Here is a 21669-nt window from a genome sequence, read left to right as displayed (position 1 = left end):
GGGCCCACCCCGAGAACGTCAGTCGGCGAAGGTGGCGGCGTCGATCACGAAGCGGTACCGCACGTCCGACGCCAGCACGCGGTCGTACGCCGCGTTGATGTCGGATGCCGGGATCACCTCGATCTCGGCGGCGATGCCCTTCTCGGCGCAGAAGTCGAGCATCTCCTGCGTCTCGCGGATGCCCCCGATGTTCGATCCCGACAGCGACTTGCGTCCGCCGATGAGCGAGCCGAGGTTCACCGGAAGCGGCTCGGAGGGGAGCCCGACGCAGACCATCGAGCCGCCGATGTCGAGCAGGCCGAGGTAGGCGCGGAGGTCGATCGTCGCGCTGACGGTGTTGAGGATCACATCGAACGACCCGCGCAGGTTCCGGAAGGTCTCCGGATCGCTCGTCGCGAAGTAGTGGTCGGCGCCGAGCCGCAGCCCGTCGTCCTTCTTGCTCAGGGTCTGCGAGAGCACCGTGACCTCGGCACCGAGGGCGTGCGCGATCTGCACGCCCATGTGACCCAGCCCACCGAGACCGACCACGGCGACGCGGGTGCCGGGGCCCACCTGCGCACGGCTGAGCGGCGAGTACGTCGTGATTCCGGCGCAGAGCAGGGGCGCGGCGACATCGAGCGCCAACGCATCCGGCACCTTCACGACGAACGACTCGGTGACCACGACCTGCTCGGAGTACCCGCCCTGAGTGACGGTGCCGTCGCGATCGGTGCTGCCGTAGGTGAAGACGGCGCCCTGCGCGCAGAACTGCTCGTCACCGCGAAGGCACTGCCGGCACTCGCCGCAGGAGTTCACCATGCAGCCGACGCCGACGCGGTCGCCCACCGTGTGGCGGCTGACCTGCGAGCCGACCGCGCTGACCGTTCCGGTGATCTCGTGTCCGGGCGCGAGGGGGTACTGGCGCGCACCCCAGTCGCCGCGCACGGTGTGGATGTCGGAGTGGCAGATGCCGGCGTAGGCGATGTCGATGAGCACGTCGAGCGGCCCGAGCGCGCGGCGCTCGATGGTCGTCTTCTCGAGGGGGGCGGCTTCGGCAGGTGCGGCGTAGGCGTTCACGAGGGTCATGGATGCGACGTTACCCGCTCGGCGTCCACCGGCCGCGCGGCACCGTTCGCGCGACGCTCTTTCCCGCTCTCGCCCCGAGTCGCTACGGTGGGCACGAGGCTCTGGAGGGGAAGTCCCATGCATCGATCGTCCGCGCTCGCGCGCATCATCACCGTCATCATTGCCGTCGTGCTCGCGACGCTCGGCGTCGGGCTCCTCACCGGCGGGGGCCGGGTCTGGATGTACACGGTCTTCCAGTACGCCCGCGAGATCGACCTCGGCACGCTGGCCGGGCCGACCGCGCTGCAGGCACTCGGCATCCTGCTCCTCGTGGCGGTCGTGATCACCGGCATCTGGAGCTCCGCCGGGCTGATCGCCGTGGGGGTGCTGTCGCTCGCGCCCGTGATCTTCGCGATGTTCCCGGTGGTATTCATCGCCTTCCAGCGAGCGATCCGCATGCCCCTGGAATGGACAGATGGCTTCGTCTACGGTGTTCCGCTCGTGATCCTGCCCGTGCTCGGCACGATGGGCGTGGTGCTCGCGATGGTGCGTCGTCGGCCCGAGCCGAAGGGTGCCGCGCTCGGCCTCGTCGGCGGCGTCCTCTCCCCTGTTCTGCTGTCGGCCGGTGTGCTGCTGACCGTCTGGGGCCTCAGCACCGGCATGCAGTACGCGTATCAGCTGGCCGATTGGACCGTGCAGCCTGTCACCGTGCTCGCCGTGCTCGGCGGGGTGATCCTCATCGTCGCCGGCGTCGGCGTCACGCGCTGGTCGTCGTTCGCGCTGCTGCTGCCCGCACTGTTCCTGCTCGTCATCAACGCGCTGGTGCTCCTCCCCGACGTGCTGTTCCCCGTGCTCTTCCAGCTGCCGCGGGAGATCACGAGCGCGCTGCCGCCGCTGGTGATCTTCGGCACGGGCACGGCGACCGCGTTCCTGTACCTCTCTTATACGTTCGTGCTGCTGCGGGTGCGCTCGCGCGCTCAGCAGGCCCGCGCGACCTCGATCGCGACGCCGCAGTTCGGCCAGCATCCGTTCTCCGCGCACCCGACCTCTCCGCCGTCCCCGGCACAGTATTTCCCCGGCACGGGCGTCGGCCCCGGCATGCACGCACCGGCCGTCCCTCTGTACCCGCCGACCCCGGGCACGGGTCCGACCGGTTCATAACTCCGGAGATCTCACACGAAAAGGGCCCGATCGTGACGATCGGGCCCTTTTCGCAGGATTTCTGAGGAGTTATGAACGGCGACTCAGTGCTTCTTCGCGGCGCGCAGCGCCTTCTCCTGGATCGGCGCCTCGCCGGACGTCGCGAGGTCGGCGTAGTACGCGCGGGCCTCGTCCTGTCGGTCCTTCTCGGCACCCGAGGCGATCGGCGCACGCACGTGCTCGGGCTCGTAGCCGAACGCGTTCACGAGGTCGAGCGCGTGCGGCCGCAGGCGGGCGCAGAGCCGGTCGATGTAGCTCGACACCGCTGCGGCGCGCTGCATCGACAGACGCCCGTTGATCAGGTGCCAGGCGAGGTGCTTCTCGATGAGCTGCAGGCCGAAGAGGTCGCGCAGCCACGTGAGCACGGCCTTGGTCTGCTCATCGTCGACGCTGTGCACGGCATCCGTGAACGCCTCCCACTGCAGCAGCTCGCCGTGTGCGCGCGCGGCTTCGATCAGCTCGACCTGGTTCTCGTTGAACAGCCGGGCACCGAGCGCCTTGTCCTTCGCGCCGGGACGCAGCCGGTTCGCGATGTCGGCGACCATCTGCTGCACTCGGTCGGCGAGCAACTGGTGCTGCTGCTCCTCGCGCAGGCCGTTCTCGACCGAGCGGGAGACCTGCCCGAGGTCGGCGACCGACTGCCCGAACTGGCGCAGTCCCGCACCGTGGAAGAGCTTGCCAGCGGTCATCCCGACCGCGTACTTGGCGAGGGCCGCGGCATCCTTGCCCGTGAACTGCTTCGCGTAGTCGGTGAGCAGACGCTTGCCGACGAGCTGCAGTAGCACGTTGTTGTCACCCTCGAAGGTGACGTAGATGTCGAGGTCGGCGCGCAACCCGACGAGACGGTTCTCGAACATGAACCCGGCGCCGCCGCAGGCTTCGCGCGCCTCCTGCAGCGTGTCGAGCGCATGCCAGGTCGACAGCGGCTTGAGGGCCGCGGCGAGCGTCTCGAGATCCTCGCGGTCGTCGGGGGTATCGGTGCGGCCCGAGAAGACCCCGTCGAACTTCCGCAGGAATTCGTCGTGCGCGAAGATCTGCGCGTAGGTCGTGGCGAGGCGCGGCAGCAGGCGGCGCTGGTGCTTTCCGTAGTCGAGCAGCACGACCTCCTGCCCGTCGACGCCGTCGAACTGGCGGCGCTGGGTCGCATAGGTGATCGCGATATGCAGGCCGAGGGCGGAGGCCCAGGATGCCGCGCCGTCGAGCGAGACGCGGCCCTGCACGAGAGTGCCGAGCATCGTGAAGAAGCGGCGACCGGGGCTGTCGATGGCGCTGGTGTAGGTGCCGTCGGCGGCGACGTCGCCGTACTTGTTGAGCAGGTTGGTGCGCGGGATGCGCACCTGATCGAAGCTCAGGCGGCCGTTGTCGATGCCATTGAGACCGCCCTTGAGGCCGTCGTCCTCGCGGCCGATGCCGGGAAGGTCGACGCCGTCGTCGCCGCGCAGCGGTACGTAGAAGCAGTGCACACCGTGGTTCACGCCGTTCGTGATGAGCTGCGCGAACACGGTCGCGGCGATGCCGTGCAGGCCGGCGTTGCCGAGATACTCCTTCGTCGCCCCGCGGAACGGGGTGTGGATGACGAACTCCTCGGTCGCGGCGTCGTAGGTGGCGGTGGTGCCGACCGCGGCGACATCCGAGCCGTGACCGATCTCGGTCATCGCGAAGGCGCCGGGGATCGAGAGGTCCATGATGCCGGGCAGCCACTTCTCGTGGTGCTCCTGGGTGCCGAGCTGCAGCACGGCCGATCCGAAGAGCCCCCACTGCACGCCCGACTTGATCTGCAGGCTGGGGTCGGCGACCACCAGCTCCTCGAAGCTGGCGATATTGGCGCCGTTGTTCTCCTCGCCGCCGAGCGACTTCGGGAACGCGCGGTGCACGGCCTTCTTCTCGACGAGCAGGTGCAGTTGGCCAAGCACACGCTCGCGGTGTTCGTCCTTGCCCAGCTCGTCGTCGCGCCAGAAGGCGGAGTCCTTGATCATCTCGCGGGCTTCGCGGCGGGTGTCGCCCCAGGTCCCCAGCAGGAGATCGTTGACGCGGGCGACATCGATGGCGGGGCTGGTGGCCTCGACGATCGGGGTCTTCGTGGTGCGGACGGCGGCGTCGACCATGAGCATTCCTCTCGGAGAAGAAGGTGGAGTGCTCTTATCGTAGGACTCCGACAACTTCGGGCGAAGTCACCTGTGTCTCTTCTCCAATAGGTTCTCGGGGCGTGCCCTCATCCTGTTGTCGGTTGCTCACAGTCCGACGCCGCTTCCACTTCCGCACGACCCAGAGCTGCACCTTTCGCCAGGTGACGTCGCGCACGAAGATCATGTCGCTGAAGATCATCACGAGCGAGAAGAACGGCAGCGACATCAGGATGCCGATGCCGGCGTGCATGCCGGTGATGGCGATGAGTCCGAAGATGCGCGTCCAGCGGTTGAGGAGCGTCAGCGGGAACAGCAGCTGCATGTAGACGCTCAGCCACGACGCGATGAAGATGGCCGGAGTGACGTGCCATGCGATCTCGTTCAGCCAGGGGAAGAGGATGAACTGCTCGAGACGCAGCGGGTAGTAGGCGGCGATGCCCTCGGTCCACATCGATCCCTGCAGCTTCCAGAGGGCACTGGTGATGTAGACGATGCACAGCTGGGCGCCGATGAGGATGACGGCGACGTTGTTCGACAGCACGGGCACCCAGCTCGGCAGCGCATGGCCGCGGACTGACAGCGGATGCTCGTCGCGGGTGATCCGTCGACGGCGCGCATCGAGCGACCAGCGCCGCGACGTGTCGGCGAGCAGGAGGAAGAGGAGCATCACCCGGAACGTCTGGTAGTGCCCGGTGTTGAGCACGAGCGGATTCGTCGACGCGTACCCGAGCCACAGCACCACGAAGAGCGGGGCGATGATCCGCATCCGCCATCCGAGCAGGTACGCGACGGCGACCGCGAGGAGCACGGCGAGCTTGATGTAGGTGAACCAGTCGGGGTCACTGCGCGAGAAGAGGATCGAGATCGGCCAGATGTAGGTGTTCACCCCGCTCGGCCGGTACAGCGACTCCCCCCAGCGGGAACCCTCGCCGAACGTATAGGAGTAGTCGGGGAGATAGAGCAGGATGCTGACGATCGTGAGTCCCGCGAATCCGATGCGCATCACGGCGAGGCCGTAGGTGGCATGGCGGCGGTCGAGCAGCCAGTGCAGCAGCGAGTCCCAGAGGCGGGTCACAGTAGTCATCCGGCGTCCTCCTCGTCGCCCGTGAGCGAGCCGGTCACGCCGGCCGCCTCGGCCCAGTGCAGGAACGTGCGGGCGAACGCCTCTTCACTCTGCTGCGACCAATCGAGCACGGGCCGCCAGCCGAGCTGCGTATAAGAGGAGTCGGGGCGTACGGCATCCGGGTCGTTTCGATCGTCCCACCGGATCACCGGGCTGTAGACCGAGCGGGTCTGCACCGCGAGGATCTCGCCGTCGTCGCCCCAGAGCGCCCGCGCCGCTTGCGTGGCATACGAGGTCGTGTAGTTCGTGGCGCGGATGAAGGAGCGCACGTCACCCGCGTTCGCGTCGTCGGCCGCGAGCAGCGCCTCGTTCAGCTCCGCCAGATCCGGACTCGCGTGGAAGTTCTCCTCGACGACGGCCTTCTGCGCCTCGGTGAGCTTTCCGTATGAGGTCATGAGCTGTTCGGCGCCGATGACCGTGAGCTGCTTGCGGAGGACGCGCCGATACGGTTCGGCGAGTTCGATGGCCGTGACGTCGACCCACTTCGTCTCGACCCGCTCGCCGTCCGGCGTCTCGACCCAGGCCCGCACCCAGAGGTTGCGGTCGGCGCTGGCCGGGTCGGGGGCGAAGATGCGGTAGTCCTGCACGAAGTACGGCCGGATCCAGGCATCCGCCGCCCCACCCGGCAACGCCTCGTACTTGACCTCCGTCGACGGGACGTTGAACAGGGCAGTGAGAGCGATGTGCGCCCCCGCCAGGAGAAGCGCAGCCGCGCTGGCGACCTTCGCCGCCTTCGGAATCGGCTGCACTCTCGTCGACGTGTGGGTCATCTGCGTCCTCTGCTCGGCGTGCTGCGGAGACGTACGGCGGCACCCGGGCCCGGGGATCCCGGGTGCCGCCGATGGTGATCGGTCACGTCTTCGACGTCACCGACATCCGCCTCCTGCGTGCGCCGGCCGCGAGGGCTGCTCCGGCCAGCAGGAACGCCAGGCCCCAGACCAGCGACGGTCCGGATTCCGCACCCGTGATCGCCAGGCCCGACTGTGTCACTCGGAACTGGATGGAGACCGATCCGGACTCCGCTCCGGTGAGCGTCACGGTGTGGATGCCGAGATCCTGCGAGGCCGGGATCGTCCAGGTGAAGGTCACCTGGCCGGCCGCGTTCGCGACCTGCGAGCCGAGGTTCAGCGGTGCGGACTGCATGACGCCCGTCACCACCTCACCCGGTCGGAACCCGGTTCCGGTCGCGGACTGGGACTCGCCCTGTGCGCGCTCCGGGTAGAGGATCGTGATCCCGAGCTCGGAACCAGGATCGGTTCCGGTGTCGGTACCGGTGTCCGTGCCCGTATCGGTTCCGGTGTCGGTACCCGTGTCGGTGTCCGTTCCCGTGTCCGTGTCGGTGTCGGTTCCCGGATCGGTATCCGTCCCGGTGTCGGTGTCCGTACCGGTGTCCGTGTCCGTACCCGGATCAGTGTCCGTATCCGTTCCCGGATCCGTGTCCGTCCCGGTGTCGGTATCCGTACCCGGATCCGTGTCCGTCCCCGTGTCGGTATCCGTACCCGTATCGGTATCCGTCCCGGTATCGGTATCCGTACCCGTGTCGGTACCGGTGTCCGTGTCCGTACCCGGATCCGTGTCCGTCCCCGTGTCGGTATCCGTACCCGTGTCGGTATCCGTCCCGGTATCGGTATCCGTACCCGTGTCCGTGTCGGTACCGGTGTCCGTGTCCGTACCCGGATCAGTGTCCGTATCCGTACCCGGATCCGTGTCCGTCCCCGAGTCGGTATCCGTACCCGTGTCGGTATCCGTACCCGTGTCGGTATCCGTCCCGGTGTCGGTATCCGTACCCGTGTCCGTGTCGGTACCGGTGTCCGTGTCCGTACCCGGATCAGTGTCCGTATCCGTACCCGGATCCGTGTCCGTCCCCGGGTCGGTATCCGTACCCGTATCGGTATCCGTACCCGTATCGGTATCCGTGCCCGTGTCGGTATCCGTGCCCGTGTCCGTGTCCGTACCCGGATCGGTGTCCGTGTCGGTTCCCGGGTCCGTCACCGGATCGGTGTCGGTACCGGTCGCCTCGACCACGAGGGCGGCCTCGACAGTGTTGCCGTTCACGTCTTCACCGACGACCGTGTAGTCGCCCGGCTCGGCCGTTCCCGGAACCGTGAGCTGCGTGCCCGCAGGCACCACACCGTTCTCGTCGGTCTCGACGGTCACCGGAGCACCCACCGGGTCGCCCGCGGCATCCTCGATCTGGAACGTGACCTCGGTCAGCGGCGGCCACCCGTCGGAGGTGATGTCGGTCACGGCGCCGGGCGCGACCGGGCTGGTCACGTCGAGCGTCGGCGCGAACGCCTCCACCGTCACGTCACCCTCACCCGTGTTGCCGTTGTCGTCGGTACCGACGACCGTGAAGGTACCGGGGTCGGCATCGGCGGGAATCGTGATCGTCGTTCCGGGTGGAACGTCGCCGTTCTCGTCGGTCGTGACGATGACGGGCTCACCCACCGGGTCGCCGTTCTCGTCCTCGAGCTGGAACGTGACCTCGGTCAGCGGCGGCCACCCACCCGACGTGATCGTCGTGGGCTGCCCCGGCTTCACCGGACCCGAGAGCTCGACGGTCGGGGTCCAGGCCTCCACCGTGACATCTCCCTCACCCGTGTTGCCGTCGGCATCCTCACCGACCACCGTGAAGGTGCCGGGGTCCGCGTCGGCCGGGATCGTCAGCGTCGTCCCCGCGGGGATGTTGCCGTCCTCATCCGCTGTGACCGTGATCGGGTCACCCACCGGGTCGCCGTTCTCGTCCTCGAGCTGGAACGTGACTTCGGTCAGCGGCGGCCACCCACCCGACGTGATCGTCGTGGGCTGCCCCGGCTTCACCGGCCCCGAGAGCTCAACAGTCGGAGTCCAGGCCTCCACCGTCACGTCGCCCTCACCGGTGTTGCCGTCGCCATCCTCACCGACCACCGTCAGCGTGCCGGGCTCGGTGCCGACCGGAACGGTCAGGACCGTGTCTGCGGGAATGTTGCCCTCGGCATCCGCCTCGACCGTGATCGGGTCACCGACCGGGTCGCCCGCGGCATCCTGCAGCTGGAAAGTGATGCTCGCCAGCGGCGGCCAGCCACCCGACGTGATCGTCGTCGCCTGGCCCGGATTCACCGGACCGGATGCCGACACCGTCGGCGTCCACGGCTCGACCGTGACCGTCGCCTCCTCGGTGATCCCCTCGACGCCCGTGCCGACGACGGTGTAGTCGCCCGGCTCGCTGTCCGCGGGAACCGTCAGCTCGGTGCCCGCGGGCACGTTGCCCTCGGCATCCGTTGTGACCGTCACCGGCGTGCCGACGGGCTCACCGGCGGGATCCTCGAGCTGGAACGTCACCGACGTCGCCGGCGGCCATCCGCCCGAGGTGATCACGGTCGCCTGGCCCGGCTTCACCGGACCCGACGCATCGATCGTCGGCGTCCACGGCGCCACGACCAACGGGCCGTCGGCCGTCGCGCCGTCTTCGTCCTCACCGACGACGACATAGTCGCCGGGGTCGGTGTCGATCGGAACCGTGAGCGTGGTGCCGGCCGGAATGTTGCCGTCGGTATCCGTCGTCACCGTGACCGGGTCACCGACGGGATCGCCGGTCTCGGTCTCGATCTGGAAGGTGACGTCGACTTCGGCCGGCCAACCACCCGACGCGATCGTGGTCGTCTGGCCCGGATTCACCGGACCGGATGCCGTCAACTGCGGCGTGCCAGGAACGGCGAGCACCGTGACGGTGCCCTCGGCCGTGTTGCCGAACTCGTCCTCACCCGCGACCGTGTAGTCGCCGATCGCAGAACCGGCCGGAACCGTGAGCGTCGTGCCGGCGGGGATGTCACCGTTCTCGTCGGTGGTCACCGTCACCGGGGTGCCGACAGCGGCACCGGTGGGGTCCTCGAGCTCGAACGTGACCTCGGCGTCGGCGGGCCAGCCGCCGGACGTGAGCGTCGTGGACTCACCGACAGTGATCGGCCCGGTCGCCGACACCGTCGGCGTGTAGGCCTCGACCACCAACGGCGCCTCGACCGTCTGGTCACCGGCGGATGCCGAGACCGTGTAATCACCGGCTGCCGCCGTCGGCGGAACCGTGAGCGTCGTACCCGCCGGGAACGCGCCGTCGCCATCGGCCGTCACCGTGATCGGGTCACCGACAGGTGCGCCGTCCGCATCTTCGAGCTGGACGGAAACGGCGGTGTTCGCCGGCCATCCGCTGGACGTCAGCGTGGTCGCCTGCCCCGGCTTGACCGGACTCGTCGCCTCGAGCAACGGAGCGAGCGCGTTCGGCCCGGCTTCGGCTCGGGCAAGCACGATCGTGCCCACTCCGCCTCCGCCGGCGATCGCTCCGACCGTCAGGACGAACGCCTCCTGGCTGTAGATCGGGCCGCTCTCGGGCTGCACGTTTCCGCGCAGCGATACGACGCCGTTGAGCAGGCTCACCGCCGGGGCGATAGCCGTGATGATGTTCCCGACCGCCGTGGTGACGGTGGGGACCACGGTGTTCACCACACCACCGGGTCCGAGCAACACGTTGTTGATCGGGCCGGCGAGCGCCGCGACGAGCGTGCCGAGCGGCACCGCGACAGGCAGACCGGCGACCTTGAGCGTGATCGTTGCGGCCGGCGCCGGCGATCCCGGCGCACCGGTGATGCTGCCGAGAGTCTGGTTCGTCACCGCGATGGTCACGCCGGTTCCGGCATCGATCGGCGTGGTGGTGCAGTTCGGTCCAGTGCCCAGGACGCAGACGGTTCCCGAGATGTTCAGCACCGCCGCATTGAGCGTGGTGGTGAGCGTCTGCCGCACGAGGTTGGGAACCGTGTTGAGCACCGTCCCGACGCGATTGATCAGGTTCGTGAGAACCGGACCGGAGAGCACTTCCTCGTTGACGTTGAGACTGTTCAGGCCTCGCCCGGTCGTGTTCGCGAGCAACGCGTCGAGGTTCGCCGAGACCACTCCCGTGCGCAGGTTGACCGTCACCACCCCGTCGCCGATGGGCGTGTCGAGGAGCGTGTTGAGTGCCTGATTCACCTGGGTGGTGATCGTGATGTTGAGGTTCGGGTTGCCGAGGATCGGCGCGAGCGCGGCGTTGAGGCCTGCGATCGCGCCGGCCAGCAGACCGTTCGGCCCCGTCAGCGTGCCCACGGCCGCATCGACGGTCGAGGCGACGCCGTTCGTGCCGACGAGCGTGTTCGTCAGGCCGGTCACAGCGGGCAGTTGCAGCGTGACGGTGCCGCTCGCGACGTTGTAGTCACGCGTCACAGCGCCATCGGCGGCGAGAGCCACCTCGGCGCTGATCGCGCCGAGCGAGACGTCGAGGTCGCCGACCACGCCGGTGACGGTCGATCCGAGCAGCCCCTGCAGGTTGAGGGAAGCATTCGCCGGGTAGGCCCCGGTGCCGGTCGTATCGACCACGCCGTTGTCGGCCACAGCGCCGGTCACGGCGCGGCTCGATCCGTCGGGATTCGACACGGAGTATTGATTCACCGCCCCGAGGGACAGGAAGTTCGAGAGCGCGGGAACGCTGAGACCGCCCGGGATGCCGATGCTCAGGGCGTTCAACGCCGTGATGTTCAGGGCCCCGGTCGAAACGGTCGGCTCCCCTGTCGTCCCGTCGTTGGTCGTCTCCACGCCCTGGAGGGCGACGACGTCATCGAGCGGTAGCCCACCGAGCAGGAGACTGCCCGTGAGGAATCGCGAACTGGAGGCAGACTCGTCCCCTGGAGCTGCCACCGCCGCGCTCGGGGCGATGACGCTCCCGACCACCACTGCACTGATTGCTGCTACTGCGAGGATTCTGCTTTTGGGCAGAGTCCTCCTTCGTGTACCGCTCATTTGCCCTCCCGTGATGTCGAACCAAGTTCGTCGTCACTAGGCCCCCCCAGGAACCGGCTTCTTTACCGGTCAGGCGCAAGTAAGAGATTTTCTACGGGAGTTTGGGATGGTTGTCTAGGTGTTCAGTGAATTCCATTTCGAGAATATGAAGGGTCGCGAAGAACACCTTCGCCGCAGGTCATCGGATGCGGCGACGGAGAAGGAAGGTCAGTTGGCGGCGATCACGGAGAGCACCGCGTCGCCGTAGTCCTCGCGCTTCTTCGCGCCGATGCCGCTGATGCCGTCGAGGTCGGCGAGAGTGGTCGGGCGGCGTTCGGTGAGAGCGCGGAGCGTGGCGTCGCTGAACACCATGTACGCAGGTCTTCCCAGTTCACGTGATGTTTCTGCACGCCACACCCGAAGGGCTTCGAAGAGCGGCCTGTTGCTGGCATCCACCGAATCCGCGGCCGTCGCCTTGCGGGCGCGCGTGGTCGTCGCGCGCCCGATCGTGTCCTTGCGCAGCGGCACCGCGGTCTCTCCGCGCAGCACTCCGGCAGCCTGCTCTCCGGGCGCGAGGGTGCCATATTCCCCTTGCGCCATGAGAATCCCGCGGGCGAGAAGCTGCCGCACGACGCTGCGCCAATCCTGATCCGAGAGGTCGGATCCGATGCCGTAGGTGGCGAGTTCTTCGTGGCCCTGCTGACGGATGCGTTCGGTCGACGCGCCCCGCAGGATGTCGATCAGGTGTCCGGCCCCGAACGCCTGATTGCGTTCACGCTTGAGACGGACGATCGTCGACAGCAGCTTCTGGGCAGGGACGAGGCCATCGAACGTCGCGGTGTCTTCGAGGCACGTGTCGCAGTTGCCACAGGGCTGCGACTCCTGGCCGAAGTACCCGAGCAGGTTCTGCCGACGGCACTCGACGGTCTCGCACAGGGCGAGCATCGCGTCGAGGTGCTGCCCCATGCGCATCTTGAAGGTGCGGTCCCCGGGGCTCTGGTCGATGAGGCGCCGCTGCTGCACGACGTCGCCCAGCCCGTAGGCCATCCACGCGACGGACGGTTCGCCGTCTCGGCCGGCGCGGCCCGTCTCCTGGTAGTACCCCTCGACCGACTTGGGCAGGTCGATGTGCGCGACGAAACGCACATCGGGCTTGTCGATGCCCATGCCGAAGGCGATCGTCGCGACCATGACGACGCCGTCTTCGCGGAGGAAGCGCGACTGGTTCGCGGCACGCACCTCGGCGGGAAGACCCGCGTGGTACGGCAGCGCATCGAGGCCCCGCGCGGCCAGATAGGTGGCGGTCTGCTCGACCGACTTGCGGCTGAGCGCGTAGACGATGCCGGCGGCACCCGCCTCTTGCGAGCGGATGAACGAGACCAGCTGCTTGCGCGGGTCGACCTTCGGCACGATCCGGTACTGAATGTTCGGGCGATCGAAGCTCGCGACGAAGTGCTTCGCCGCATCGAGGTGGAGGCGCTCGGTGATCTCCTGATGCGTGGCACGGGTGGCGGTGGCGGTGAGCGCCATGCGCGGCACCCCGGGGAACCGCTCGCCGAGGTCGCCCAGCGCGAGGTAGTCGGGGCGGAAGTCGTGGCCCCACTGCGACACGCAGTGAGCCTCGTCGATCGCGATCACACTGAGGGTGCCGCGTTGCAGCAGGGCCGTGGTCTGGGCGTTCGACAGGCGCTCGGGGGCGACATAGATGACGTCGAGTTCGCCCGCGACGTACGAGCGTTCGACCTCTGCGCGCTCCTGCGGCGACTGCGTCGAGTTGAGGTACGCGGCGTTCACGCCGTTGGCGCGCAGCGCATCGACCTGGTCGTGCATGAGGGCGATGAGCGGACTGACCACAAGCCCCGTGCCCTCGCGCACGAGGGCGGGCACCTGGTAGGTGATGCTCTTTCCGCCACCGGTGGGCATCAGCACCACGGCGTCGCCGCCCGCGATCACCTGATCGACGATCTCGGCCTGATCACCGCGGAAGTCGTCGTACCCGAAGACCGTGTGCAGGGCTTCGCGCGCGGTCGCGTAGCGGCTCGGCGTGGCGCGGCGGGTGGCAGGTGCGTTGCTCGGCCGCGGGGCGGATGCCGGGGAGACCGGGGTCGTCGGGCCGGGGCCCCAGTCGAGGGGCGGCTCGAAGCCGGCGCCCTGCGGCTCCCAGTCCATCGGCTCGGGCGGCTCTCCGGGCTCCCACCCGTCGTCGAAGGGCTCGTCGGCGTACGGCAGATCCGCGTACGGGTCACGGGGAGTCTGCGGCATCCCTCCAGCGTAACGACCCCCACCGACGGCGGCCCGCCCTTCTCCACAGGTCGGCCACGGGCGGTCGCAGTCGCCCCGTATCGGAGGAGATCTCACGCAATGCAGGACCGTTTCGGGGATCTGCTCCTGCAGAGCGCGAGATCTCCTCCCGAAGGCCCGAGCAAGAAGAGCAGAAGCCGCCCGCCCGCTCGCGCGGGCGTAGGTTTGAACTTGACGCCCGAAGGAGCATCCGATGACCGACATCAACGTCACCCGCAACGACGACGCCTCGCGCTACGAGATCCGCACCGACGATCAGCTCGCCGGCTTCGCCGCGTTCGAGACGAAGCACGGTCAGATCCGCTTCACGCACACCGAGATCGACCCCGCTTTCCAGGGGCAGGGCCTGGCCGGCAAGCTCGCCGAGGCGGCGCTGACGGATGCCGCGGCCACGGGCGACGCGATCGTGCCGCTGTGCCCCTACATCGCGAAGTACCTCGAGACGCACGAGATCGCGGGCGCCGAGATCCGCTGGCCGAAGCACTCGGGCGAATGATCGGCGAACGGCGGATCGTCCTCGAGCCCCGCGAGGTCCCGCTCGGTGGTGTGCGCGGCATGAACGTGCTGCGTGCCCTCCCGCACCGCAACCTTCCGACGATCGGCGCCTGGTGCTTCCTCGATCGCTTCGGCCCGGCCGACACCCGCATGCGCGTCGAACCGCACCCGCACATCGGACTGCAGACCGTCACCTGGCCGCTCGTCGGCGAGATCCGACACCGCGACTCGCTCGGCAGCGACGCCGACCTGCGCCGCGGCCAGCTCAACCTCATGACGGCGGGCAATGGCATCTCGCACTCCGAGTACTCGATCGGCGACGACCCGATCCCCCTCGACGCTCTGCAGTTCTGGGTGGTGCTTCCGGAGTCCGCGCGGCGCGGCGCCGCCGGCTTCGAGCGCCACACGTCACTGCCCGGCCTCGCTCTGCCCGCCGAGCAGGGGACGGATGCCTCGGCCACCGTCGTGCTCGGCGAGTTCGCCGGCGTCCGCTCACCCGCCACCGTGCACACCCCGATCGTCGGCGCCGAGATCGTCGTGCCCGCGGGCACCCGCGTGCGCCTGCCGCTGCGCCCCGAATGGGAGCACGCCGTGATGCTCGTCGAGGGCGACGTGGTGGTGGCGGAGCATCCGCTCGCTCTCAACGACACCCTCTATCTCGGCGACTCCCGCGATGCGGTGACCGTGGAGAGCTGCGAGGGCGCACTGCTGTTCGTGCTCGGCGGCGAACCGTTCGAAGACGAGATCGTGATGTGGTGGAACTTCGCCGGCCGCTCGCACGACGAGATCGCCGAGGCGCGCGAGGAGTGGGAGGCGGCATCCGCCCGCTTCGGCGAGGTCGAGGGGCACGACGTACGGATCCCTGCACCTCCCCTGCCGCCGGTTCGATTGATGCCGCGGAGCCGCAGGATCTGAGGTCTCGCGGGCGGGGACCCTTCGACAGGCTCAGCGACCAGCAGGCGGCTCACCCCACCACCCCTCACCCGCGCTCGGGCGTGTGCACGCGGGCGAGGAAGCGATCGGTGCGGGGCGACGGACCGCGCGGGTCGAGCACCGAGACGACGACCGTCACGGCGACGGCGAGCGGGATCGTCCAGGCGGCGGGCTGCGCGAGATACGGCGCAGCGACGCCGACACCGTCGATCGCCGCATGCACGACCAACGCCAACCCGCACGCGACCCCGCCGCTCACCATGCCCGCCACAGCTCCGCGCGCGGTGAGTCCACGCCACCAGACCCCGAGCAGCACGACCGGCGACAGCGTGGATGCCGCGACGACGAACACCACGCCGACGCTCGCCACCAGCCCCGCAGGCACCGTGAGCAACGCGATCGCGAGCGGCACCAGCGCGCAGAGCAGCGCCGAGAGACGGAACGAGCGAACCGAACCCGAGAAGACGTCCTGGCTGATCACCCCCGCGAGCGAGACGACGAGTCCCGCGGAGGTCGCGAGGAAAGCCGCGAACGCCCCCGCGACGATGAGTGCCGTGAGCAGCTCACCGACCGGCCCCGGGAACACCCGCGACGGCAACTGCAGCACGACGGTGTCGGCGAGCCCCGGCTCCGCGAGGTCGGGGGCGGCGATGCGGGCGAGCAGTCCCATGCCGCTCGACACCGCGTAGAACGCACTCACCATCGCGATCACGATCACCGTCGTGCGCCGAGCCGACACCCCGGTCGGGCTCGTGTAGAAGCGCACCAGAACGTGCGGCAGGCCCATCGTGCCCAGCAGCAGGGCGAGCAGGAGGGATGCCGTCTCATAGGCGTCGAATCCCGAGGGCCCGGCCTCGGCGGGGAACACGAGCGCGGGGTCGAAGTCGTGCGGGCCGCCGCTGAGCGCGAACGCGATGAGAATGACCGGCACGAGGAGGGCCGTGAGCTTGAGCCAGTACTGGAACGCCTGCACGTAGGTGATCGCGCGCATGCCACCGGCAGCGACGGCCGCGGCCACGAGCACCGCCACGGTCACCGCCCCGACCCACTCGGGCAGCCCCGCGACGACCACGAGTGTGATGCCGGCCCCGTGCAGCTGCGGCACGATGTACAGCCACCCGATGATGAGCACGGCCGCGCTCGTCACGCGTCGCGCGGCGGTCGATTCGAGCCGCGCCTCGACGAAGTCGGGGATCGTGTAGGCACCGCTGCGCCGCAGGGGCGCCGCCACGAACGCGAGCACCAGCAGGTACCCCGCCGCGTATCCGATCGGGAACCAGAACCCGCGCGCCCCGTCGAGCAGCACCAGTCCCGAGAGACCGAGGAAAGTGCCCGCCGACAGGTACTCGCCGCTGATCGCGGAGGCGTTCCACACCGGTCGCACCGTGCGCGAGGCGACGAAGAAGTCGCTCGTGGTGCGCGAGATCCGCAGACCGTAGACACCGATGAGCAGCGTCGCGACGACGACGAGCGCGACACCGACGAGATCGAGGACGGCGTTCACTCGCGGTCCCGCAGCGCCCGGTACCGACGCTCGTTGCGCGCCGCGGTGCGCACGTACAACAGTGCGAACGCAAGGATCACCGGGTAGAACGCGAACGCCTGCAGCAGCCACGACAGCGGCAGCCCCCACAGCACGACCCGGTCGATCTCGGGGATCAGCGCGATCGTCAGCGCCATCGCCAGCACCACGAGCACGAACCCGGCGATCGTGCCGAGCGCGAGCCGGAACTGGCTGCGCATCAGCGCACGGGCGTACACGGCATCCGCTTCATCGACCGGGGAGCCCGGCAGGGCGATCCCGCGCGTCGCCGTCGTCGGGCGTCGGGGTACGGCATCCGCCGTCACCCGCACCCGCTTCGGCGCCTCGGTCATGTCATCCCCTCGCTGCGCATCAGCGCGTCGCGCACGGTCGGCACCAGACGCCTGCTCACCGGCAGCACGGTCTCCCCCACCGACACCGACGGATCGGCACCCGACAGCCGGGCCTCGGTGACAGCGGATGCCCGCACCAGGGTCGAGCGATGGATGCGCAGGAATCCAGCATCCGCCCATCGCGCCTCAAGCTCCGAGATCGGGATGCGTACGAGGTGCCCGGCGTCGCCGTCGGTGTGCAGGCGGGAATAGTCACCCTGCGCCCGCACCCAGCGGATGTCGCTGCGACGGACGAAGCGCACCGCCGACCCGACCGAGACGGGCAGCACCTCGTCGTCGCCGGCCGAGGGCGCATCGCCGCGCTCGATCACCCGATCGACGGCCTGCCGCAGGCGGGCGGCGCGCACGGGCTTGAGCAGATAGTCGGCCGCGCGCAGGTCGAAGGCCTCGACGGCGCGGGCGTCGTCGGCTGTGACGAAGACGACGGCGGGCGGTTCGGCGAGCGACAGCAACCCGCGCGCGAGTTCGGTGCCGAGCAGCCCCGGCATGTGGATGTCGAGGAAGGCGATGCGCACCGCACGCTGGGACAGTTGCCGCAGCGCGTCGGCGCCGGTCGTGGCGGTGAGGATGTCGCCAATACGCTCGTCGGTGCGCAGCAGGTGCACGAGTTCGTCGAGCGCCGGTCTCTCGTCATCGGCGACGAGCACGTCGATCATGACCGCGCCTCTCCATCGGGGTCGTTGAGCGGCTGCGACTTGGGCACTCGCATGCGCACCAGGGTACCGGCGCCGGTGTTCGTCTCGACGACCAGACCTCCGTCCGCCCCGTAGAGCTGGCGCAGGCGAGTATCGACGTTGCGCAGCCCCACGTGCAGGCCGTCGTCGGCCGCCGTGAGGGTCGAGCGCAGAGCATCCGGATCCATGCCGATGCCGTCGTCCTCGACGGTGATCTCGGTATGCGTGCCCTCGTCGCGCGACACGATGCGGATCTCGCCGCCGTCGGCTCCCGGCTCGAGCCCGTGGCGCACCGCGTTCTCGACCAGCGGCTGCACCGACAGGAACGGGATCACCGTCGCGAGCGTCTCGGGCGCGATCTGCAGCGTCACGCGCAGACGCTCGCCGAAGCGCGCGCGTTCCAGCTCGAGATACGAACGGATGCTCTCGAGCTCGTCGGCCACGGTCGTGAACTCACCCTGTCGCCGGAACGAGTAGCGGGTGAAGTCGGCGAACTCGAGCACGAGATCGCGGGCGCGGGCGGGATCGGTCGTGATGAACGACGCGATCGCCGTGAGGGCGTTGTAGATGAAGTGCGGCGAGATCTGCGCCCGGAGCGAGCGCAGCTCGGCCTCGGCGAGCTGGGTGCGCGAGGCGTCGAGTCCGCCCAGCTCGACCTGCGCCGCGCACCAGTCGGCGACCTCTTCGGCGGCGCGAACGAGCGCCGCGCGCACCGGGGCGGCGAACGCGACGACGACGCCGATCACCCGCCCGTCAACGGTGATCGGCGCGCCGACGCCCTCGAGATGGTCGTCGGCGGACGGCGAAGGGAAGACCTGCCGGCGGCCCGATTCGCGCACCCGGCTCGCGATCCGCAGGGCCGCGGCCTCCAGCCCCTCGGTGGCACCGTCGAACGAGATGGTGTCGTCGGCGGCGACGATCGCGACCGCGGCACTGCCGAGCAGCACGCGCAGCTGCCGCGCGGCCTTCACGACCTCGGGAGCGGAGAGTCCGGCCCGCAGGTGCGGCGCCGCGAGGCTGGCGTGATGCAGCGCCCGGAGCGCCGCCTGCTCACCCTCGCTGCCGAGATCGGTCGCCCCGCGCGCGAGGCGCCGCGCGAGCAGCAGCAGCACCGTCAGGGCGATGCCGCCGAGCACGCCCAGCACGGCAGCGAGAACGACGTCGGTCATGGGATCAGCCTAGGCAGGGTGTCTTGTGGGGGGACGCTTCGACAGGCTCAGCGACCCAGTGACGGCTCAGCGACCCAGTGACGGCTCAGCGACCCAGTGGCGGCTCAGCGATCCAGTGACGCACCGTCGAGACCCACCACTCCCGTCGAGACCCATCAGCCCCAGCGTCGGGGACGGTGGGTTTCGACGGGGACGATGGGTCTCGACGAACCCACAAGGGTCAGCAGCAGCGGGCGCCGGGGTTGCGGTCCTGGTCGTCCATCCGCTGGCGCCAGAACCGGCGCTCGGTCATCGGCTCCTCGTCGGGATGATGGCGACGGTGATGGGCGACGTAGGTCGCATAGGCCGTGTCGCCCATCAGCGTCGTCATGTACCAGCGGATGCCGCGGCCCACCCGCGCGACGGCGGCGAGCGCCGTGCGCAGCGGCGAGGCCGCGGCATCCGTCCGTGTGATCGCCATGTCAGTGGCTCGATCCCCTGCGCTCGTCGGCCAGGATCGGCTCCCACTGCTTCTCGAGCTGGCGCTCGTCCGCGTTGGGCAGGAAGCCCGCCGGAGCGAACCGTCGCGAGGCGACCGGCGCGTCTTCGGTGTTCTCTCCGCCGCCGTTGCGGATCGCCTTGATGGTGACGACGACCGCGGCGATCATGACGATCAGCGCGAGCGTCACGAAGATGATCGAGAGCGTGCCCTGCACCGCCGTGTTGCGGATGACCGCCTCGAGCACCTCGCGCTCACCGAGCGAGGTGTCGCCCGTGTGCAGCGCCTCGAGGTAGCGGAAGTGGTTCGCCCAGTATCCGATCGCCGGCACCGGCGAGAAGATCTTGTAGAGCGACGCGGTGACCGTGACGACCGCGGTGAACGCGAGCGGCAGGCCGATGATCCACAGCCACTTGACGTAGCTGCGGCCGCGCTTCGCGACGATCGCCATCACCACGGCGAGCGCGATCGCGGCGAGCAGCTGGTTGGCGATGCCGAACAGCGGGAAGAACGTGTTGATGCCGCCGAGCGGGTCGGTGACGCCGAGGATGAGGATCGCTCCCCAGCCGGCGACCATGATCGCCGTGCAGATCCACACGCCCGGCCGCCACGACACATCGCGGAACTTCGGGAACCACGCGCCGATCGAGTCCTGCAGCATGAAGCGGGCGACGCGGGTGCCGGCATCCACCGCCGTGAGGATGAACAGCGCCTCGAACATGATCGCGAAGTGGTACCAGAACGCCATGAGCGCTTGTCCGCCGAGAGCCTGCTGCATGATGTGCGCGAGGCCGAGAGCGAGGGTCGGGGCGCCACCGGTGCGCGAGACGATCGATTCCTCGCCAACCGCCTGGGCCGTGCCGGTGAGCATCTCGGGCGTGAGGTTCACCCCCGTCAGGCCCAGCGAGTTCACGAAGGCGACCGCGCCCTCGACCGTGCCGCCCGTCACCGCCGATGGTGCGTTCATCGCGAAGTAGATGCCCTGGTCGATCGAGATCGCGGCGACGAGCGCCATGATCGCGACGAACGACTCCATGAGCATCCCGCCGTAACCGATGAAGCGCGTCTGGCGCTCCTTCTCGACGAGCTTGGGCGTCGTACCGGAGGCGATCAGGGCGTGGAAGCCCGACAAGGCACCGCAGGCGATCGTCACGAACAGGAACGGGAAGAGGGGACCGGCGAACACCGGCCCCATGCCGTTCTCACCGAAGATGCTGATCGCGGGGACGGTGATCTCGGGGCGCACGAGAATGATGGCGCCGGCGAGCATCACGATGACGCCGATCTTCATGAACGTCGACAGGTAGTCGCGCGGCGCGAGCAGCAGCCACACCGGCAGTACGGCGGCGATGAAGCCGTAGATGATGATGCCCCACGCGATGGTCGTGCGGTCGAGGTGGAAGATCGCCTGCCCCCAGTCGGTGCCGGCGACCCAGCCGCCGCCGATGATCGCGGCCATCAGCAGCACGAACCCGATGATCGAGACCTCGGTGACCTTGCCCGGTCGCAGGAAGCGCAGGTAGATGCCCATGAAGATGGCGATCGGGATGGTCATCGCCACCGAGAAGACACCCCAGGGGCTCTCGCCGAGAGCGTTGACCACGACGAGCGCGAGGATCGCGACGATGATCAGCATGATCAGCAGCGAGGCGATGATCGCCGCCGTGCCACCGATCTTGCCGAGCTCCTGGCGGGCCATCTGGCCGATCGTGCGGCCGCCGCGGCGCATCGAGAAGAAGAGCACCGTGTAGTCCTGCACGGCGCCCGCGAGCACGACGCCCACGATGATCCAGATCGTGCCGGGAAGGTAGCCCATCTGCGCGGCGAGCACCGGTCCGACGAGCGGGCCGGCACCGGCGATGGCGGCGAAGTGGTGGCCGTAGAGCACGCGGCGGTCGGTGGGGACGTAGTCCTTGCCGTCCTGCTTGACCTCGGCGGGGGTGGCCCGACGGTCGTCGGGGCGGGTGATGTACTTCTCGATCACCTTCGAGTAGAAGCGGTAGCCGATCAGGTACGTGCAGACCGCGGCGAACACGAACCAGATCGCGTTCACGGTCTCGCCGCGCACGATGGCGAGCATCACCCAGGCGACGCCGCCGAGCAGCGCGATCGCCGTCCAGATCAGGATCTTGGGGAGCGTCCAGCGGCGTGCCTTCTCCTCGTGCTCGGCAGAGAGGGCGACGGGTGGGAGTTTCGGGTCGGTGACGATGACGGGGTCGTCGTCGACGGTTCCGGCGCCGCTGCGGCGCGACGAAGGTGCGGTCATGGGGTTCTCCTCGGGGTGCGCGTCATTGCGTCTTCCCACGCTAGGAAACGGGCGCCGTCGCCAGCGGGCCGGAGCGGGTCGGTGCGACGAACGGCATCGACGATGCGACGAACGGATGCCGGAGCAGCGGGGGTTATCCACGGC

The 21669-nt window shown here is 69.0% G+C and carries 15 protein-coding genes; 3 read left to right on the top strand and 12 right to left on the bottom strand.

Going from position 1 to position 21669, the window contains the following annotated elements:
• Window positions 1-18: 18 nt before the first annotated feature.
• Window positions 19-1065, bottom strand: a complete 1047-nt coding sequence (locus ACFY9N_RS02255) for an NAD(P)-dependent alcohol dehydrogenase (RefSeq protein ID WP_391476648.1) — start codon at window positions 1063-1065, stop codon at window positions 19-21.
• A 117-nt stretch (window positions 1066-1182) separates the two neighbouring features.
• On the opposite strand from ACFY9N_RS02255, the gene ACFY9N_RS02250 reads away from it, so the two are divergent.
• On the top strand, window positions 1183-2205 hold the full coding sequence (locus tag ACFY9N_RS02250) for a hypothetical protein (protein WP_391476647.1): 1023 nt from the start codon (window positions 1183-1185) through the stop codon (window positions 2203-2205).
• A gap of 83 nt (window positions 2206-2288) precedes the next feature.
• Here ACFY9N_RS02250 and ACFY9N_RS02245 read toward each other — a convergent pair whose 3' ends face one another.
• From ACFY9N_RS02245 to recQ, 5 genes are all read right to left on the bottom strand, one after another.
• Window positions 2289-4349: an acyl-CoA dehydrogenase gene (locus tag ACFY9N_RS02245; RefSeq protein ID WP_391476646.1), complete on the bottom strand. Its 2061-nt coding sequence runs from the start codon at window positions 4347-4349 to the stop codon at window positions 2289-2291.
• Between the two features lie 34 nt (window positions 4350-4383).
• On the bottom strand, window positions 4384-5454 hold the full coding sequence (locus ACFY9N_RS02240; RefSeq protein WP_391476645.1) for an HTTM domain-containing protein: 1071 nt from the start codon (window positions 5452-5454) through the stop codon (window positions 4384-4386).
• On the bottom strand, window positions 5451-6263 hold the full coding sequence (locus ACFY9N_RS02235) for a DUF5819 family protein (RefSeq protein WP_391476644.1): 813 nt from the start codon (window positions 6261-6263) through the stop codon (window positions 5451-5453). The genes ACFY9N_RS02240 and ACFY9N_RS02235 overlap by 4 nt, the downstream gene beginning before the upstream one ends.
• An 82-nt stretch (window positions 6264-6345) precedes the next feature.
• Window positions 6346-11193, bottom strand: coding sequence for a choice-of-anchor G family protein (locus ACFY9N_RS02230; RefSeq protein WP_391476643.1), 4848 nt, complete (start codon window positions 11191-11193; stop codon window positions 6346-6348).
• Between the two features lie 309 nt (window positions 11194-11502).
• Window positions 11503-13536: a DNA helicase RecQ gene (recQ, locus tag ACFY9N_RS02225; protein WP_391476642.1), complete on the bottom strand. Its 2034-nt coding sequence runs from the start codon at window positions 13534-13536 to the stop codon at window positions 11503-11505.
• Window positions 13537-13768: 232 nt separating this feature from the next.
• On the opposite strand from recQ, the gene ACFY9N_RS02220 reads away from it, so the two are divergent.
• Window positions 13769-14071: a GNAT family N-acetyltransferase gene (locus ACFY9N_RS02220; RefSeq protein ID WP_391476641.1), complete on the top strand. Its 303-nt coding sequence runs from the start codon at window positions 13769-13771 to the stop codon at window positions 14069-14071.
• Window positions 14068-14985: a pirin family protein gene (locus tag ACFY9N_RS02215; RefSeq protein WP_391476640.1), complete on the top strand. Its 918-nt coding sequence runs from the start codon at window positions 14068-14070 to the stop codon at window positions 14983-14985. Before ACFY9N_RS02220 ends, ACFY9N_RS02215 begins: the two co-directional genes overlap by 4 nt.
• Window positions 14986-15049: 64 nt before the next feature.
• Here the strand turns inward: ACFY9N_RS02215 and ACFY9N_RS02210 are convergent, their stop codons facing one another.
• The 6 genes from ACFY9N_RS02210 to ACFY9N_RS02185 form a co-directional block, all read right to left on the bottom strand.
• Complete coding sequence (locus tag ACFY9N_RS02210) at window positions 15050-16507, bottom strand: cation acetate symporter (protein ID WP_391476639.1); 1458 nt, start codon at window positions 16505-16507, stop codon at window positions 15050-15052.
• On the bottom strand, window positions 16504-16878 hold the full coding sequence (locus tag ACFY9N_RS02205) for a heavy metal transporter (protein WP_391476637.1): 375 nt from the start codon (window positions 16876-16878) through the stop codon (window positions 16504-16506). Before ACFY9N_RS02205 ends, ACFY9N_RS02210 begins: the two co-directional genes overlap by 4 nt.
• Complete coding sequence (locus tag ACFY9N_RS02200; protein ID WP_391476635.1) at window positions 16875-17594, bottom strand: LytR/AlgR family response regulator transcription factor; 720 nt, start codon at window positions 17592-17594, stop codon at window positions 16875-16877. The genes ACFY9N_RS02205 and ACFY9N_RS02200 overlap by 4 nt, the downstream gene beginning before the upstream one ends.
• Complete coding sequence (locus ACFY9N_RS02195) at window positions 17591-18781, bottom strand: sensor histidine kinase (protein WP_391476634.1); 1191 nt, start codon at window positions 18779-18781, stop codon at window positions 17591-17593. Before ACFY9N_RS02195 ends, ACFY9N_RS02200 begins: the two co-directional genes overlap by 4 nt.
• A gap of 220 nt (window positions 18782-19001) precedes the next feature.
• The gene (locus tag ACFY9N_RS02190; protein ID WP_391476632.1) at window positions 19002-19241 is read right to left on the bottom strand and encodes a YbdD/YjiX family protein; all 240 of its coding nucleotides are present in this window, start codon (window positions 19239-19241) and stop codon (window positions 19002-19004) included.
• A gap of 1 nt (window position 19242) precedes the next feature.
• On the bottom strand, window positions 19243-21525 hold the full coding sequence (locus ACFY9N_RS02185) for a carbon starvation CstA family protein (RefSeq protein ID WP_391476631.1): 2283 nt from the start codon (window positions 21523-21525) through the stop codon (window positions 19243-19245).
• Window positions 21526-21669: the final 144 nt, after the last annotated feature.

The organism is Microbacterium sp. NPDC008134, from assembly GCF_042957055.1.
Classification (GTDB): Bacteria; Actinomycetota; Actinomycetes; order Actinomycetales; family Microbacteriaceae; genus Microbacterium.
The sequence above is the reverse complement of the archived record's forward strand: the minus strand, read 5'-3'. Positions and strand labels throughout refer to the sequence as shown.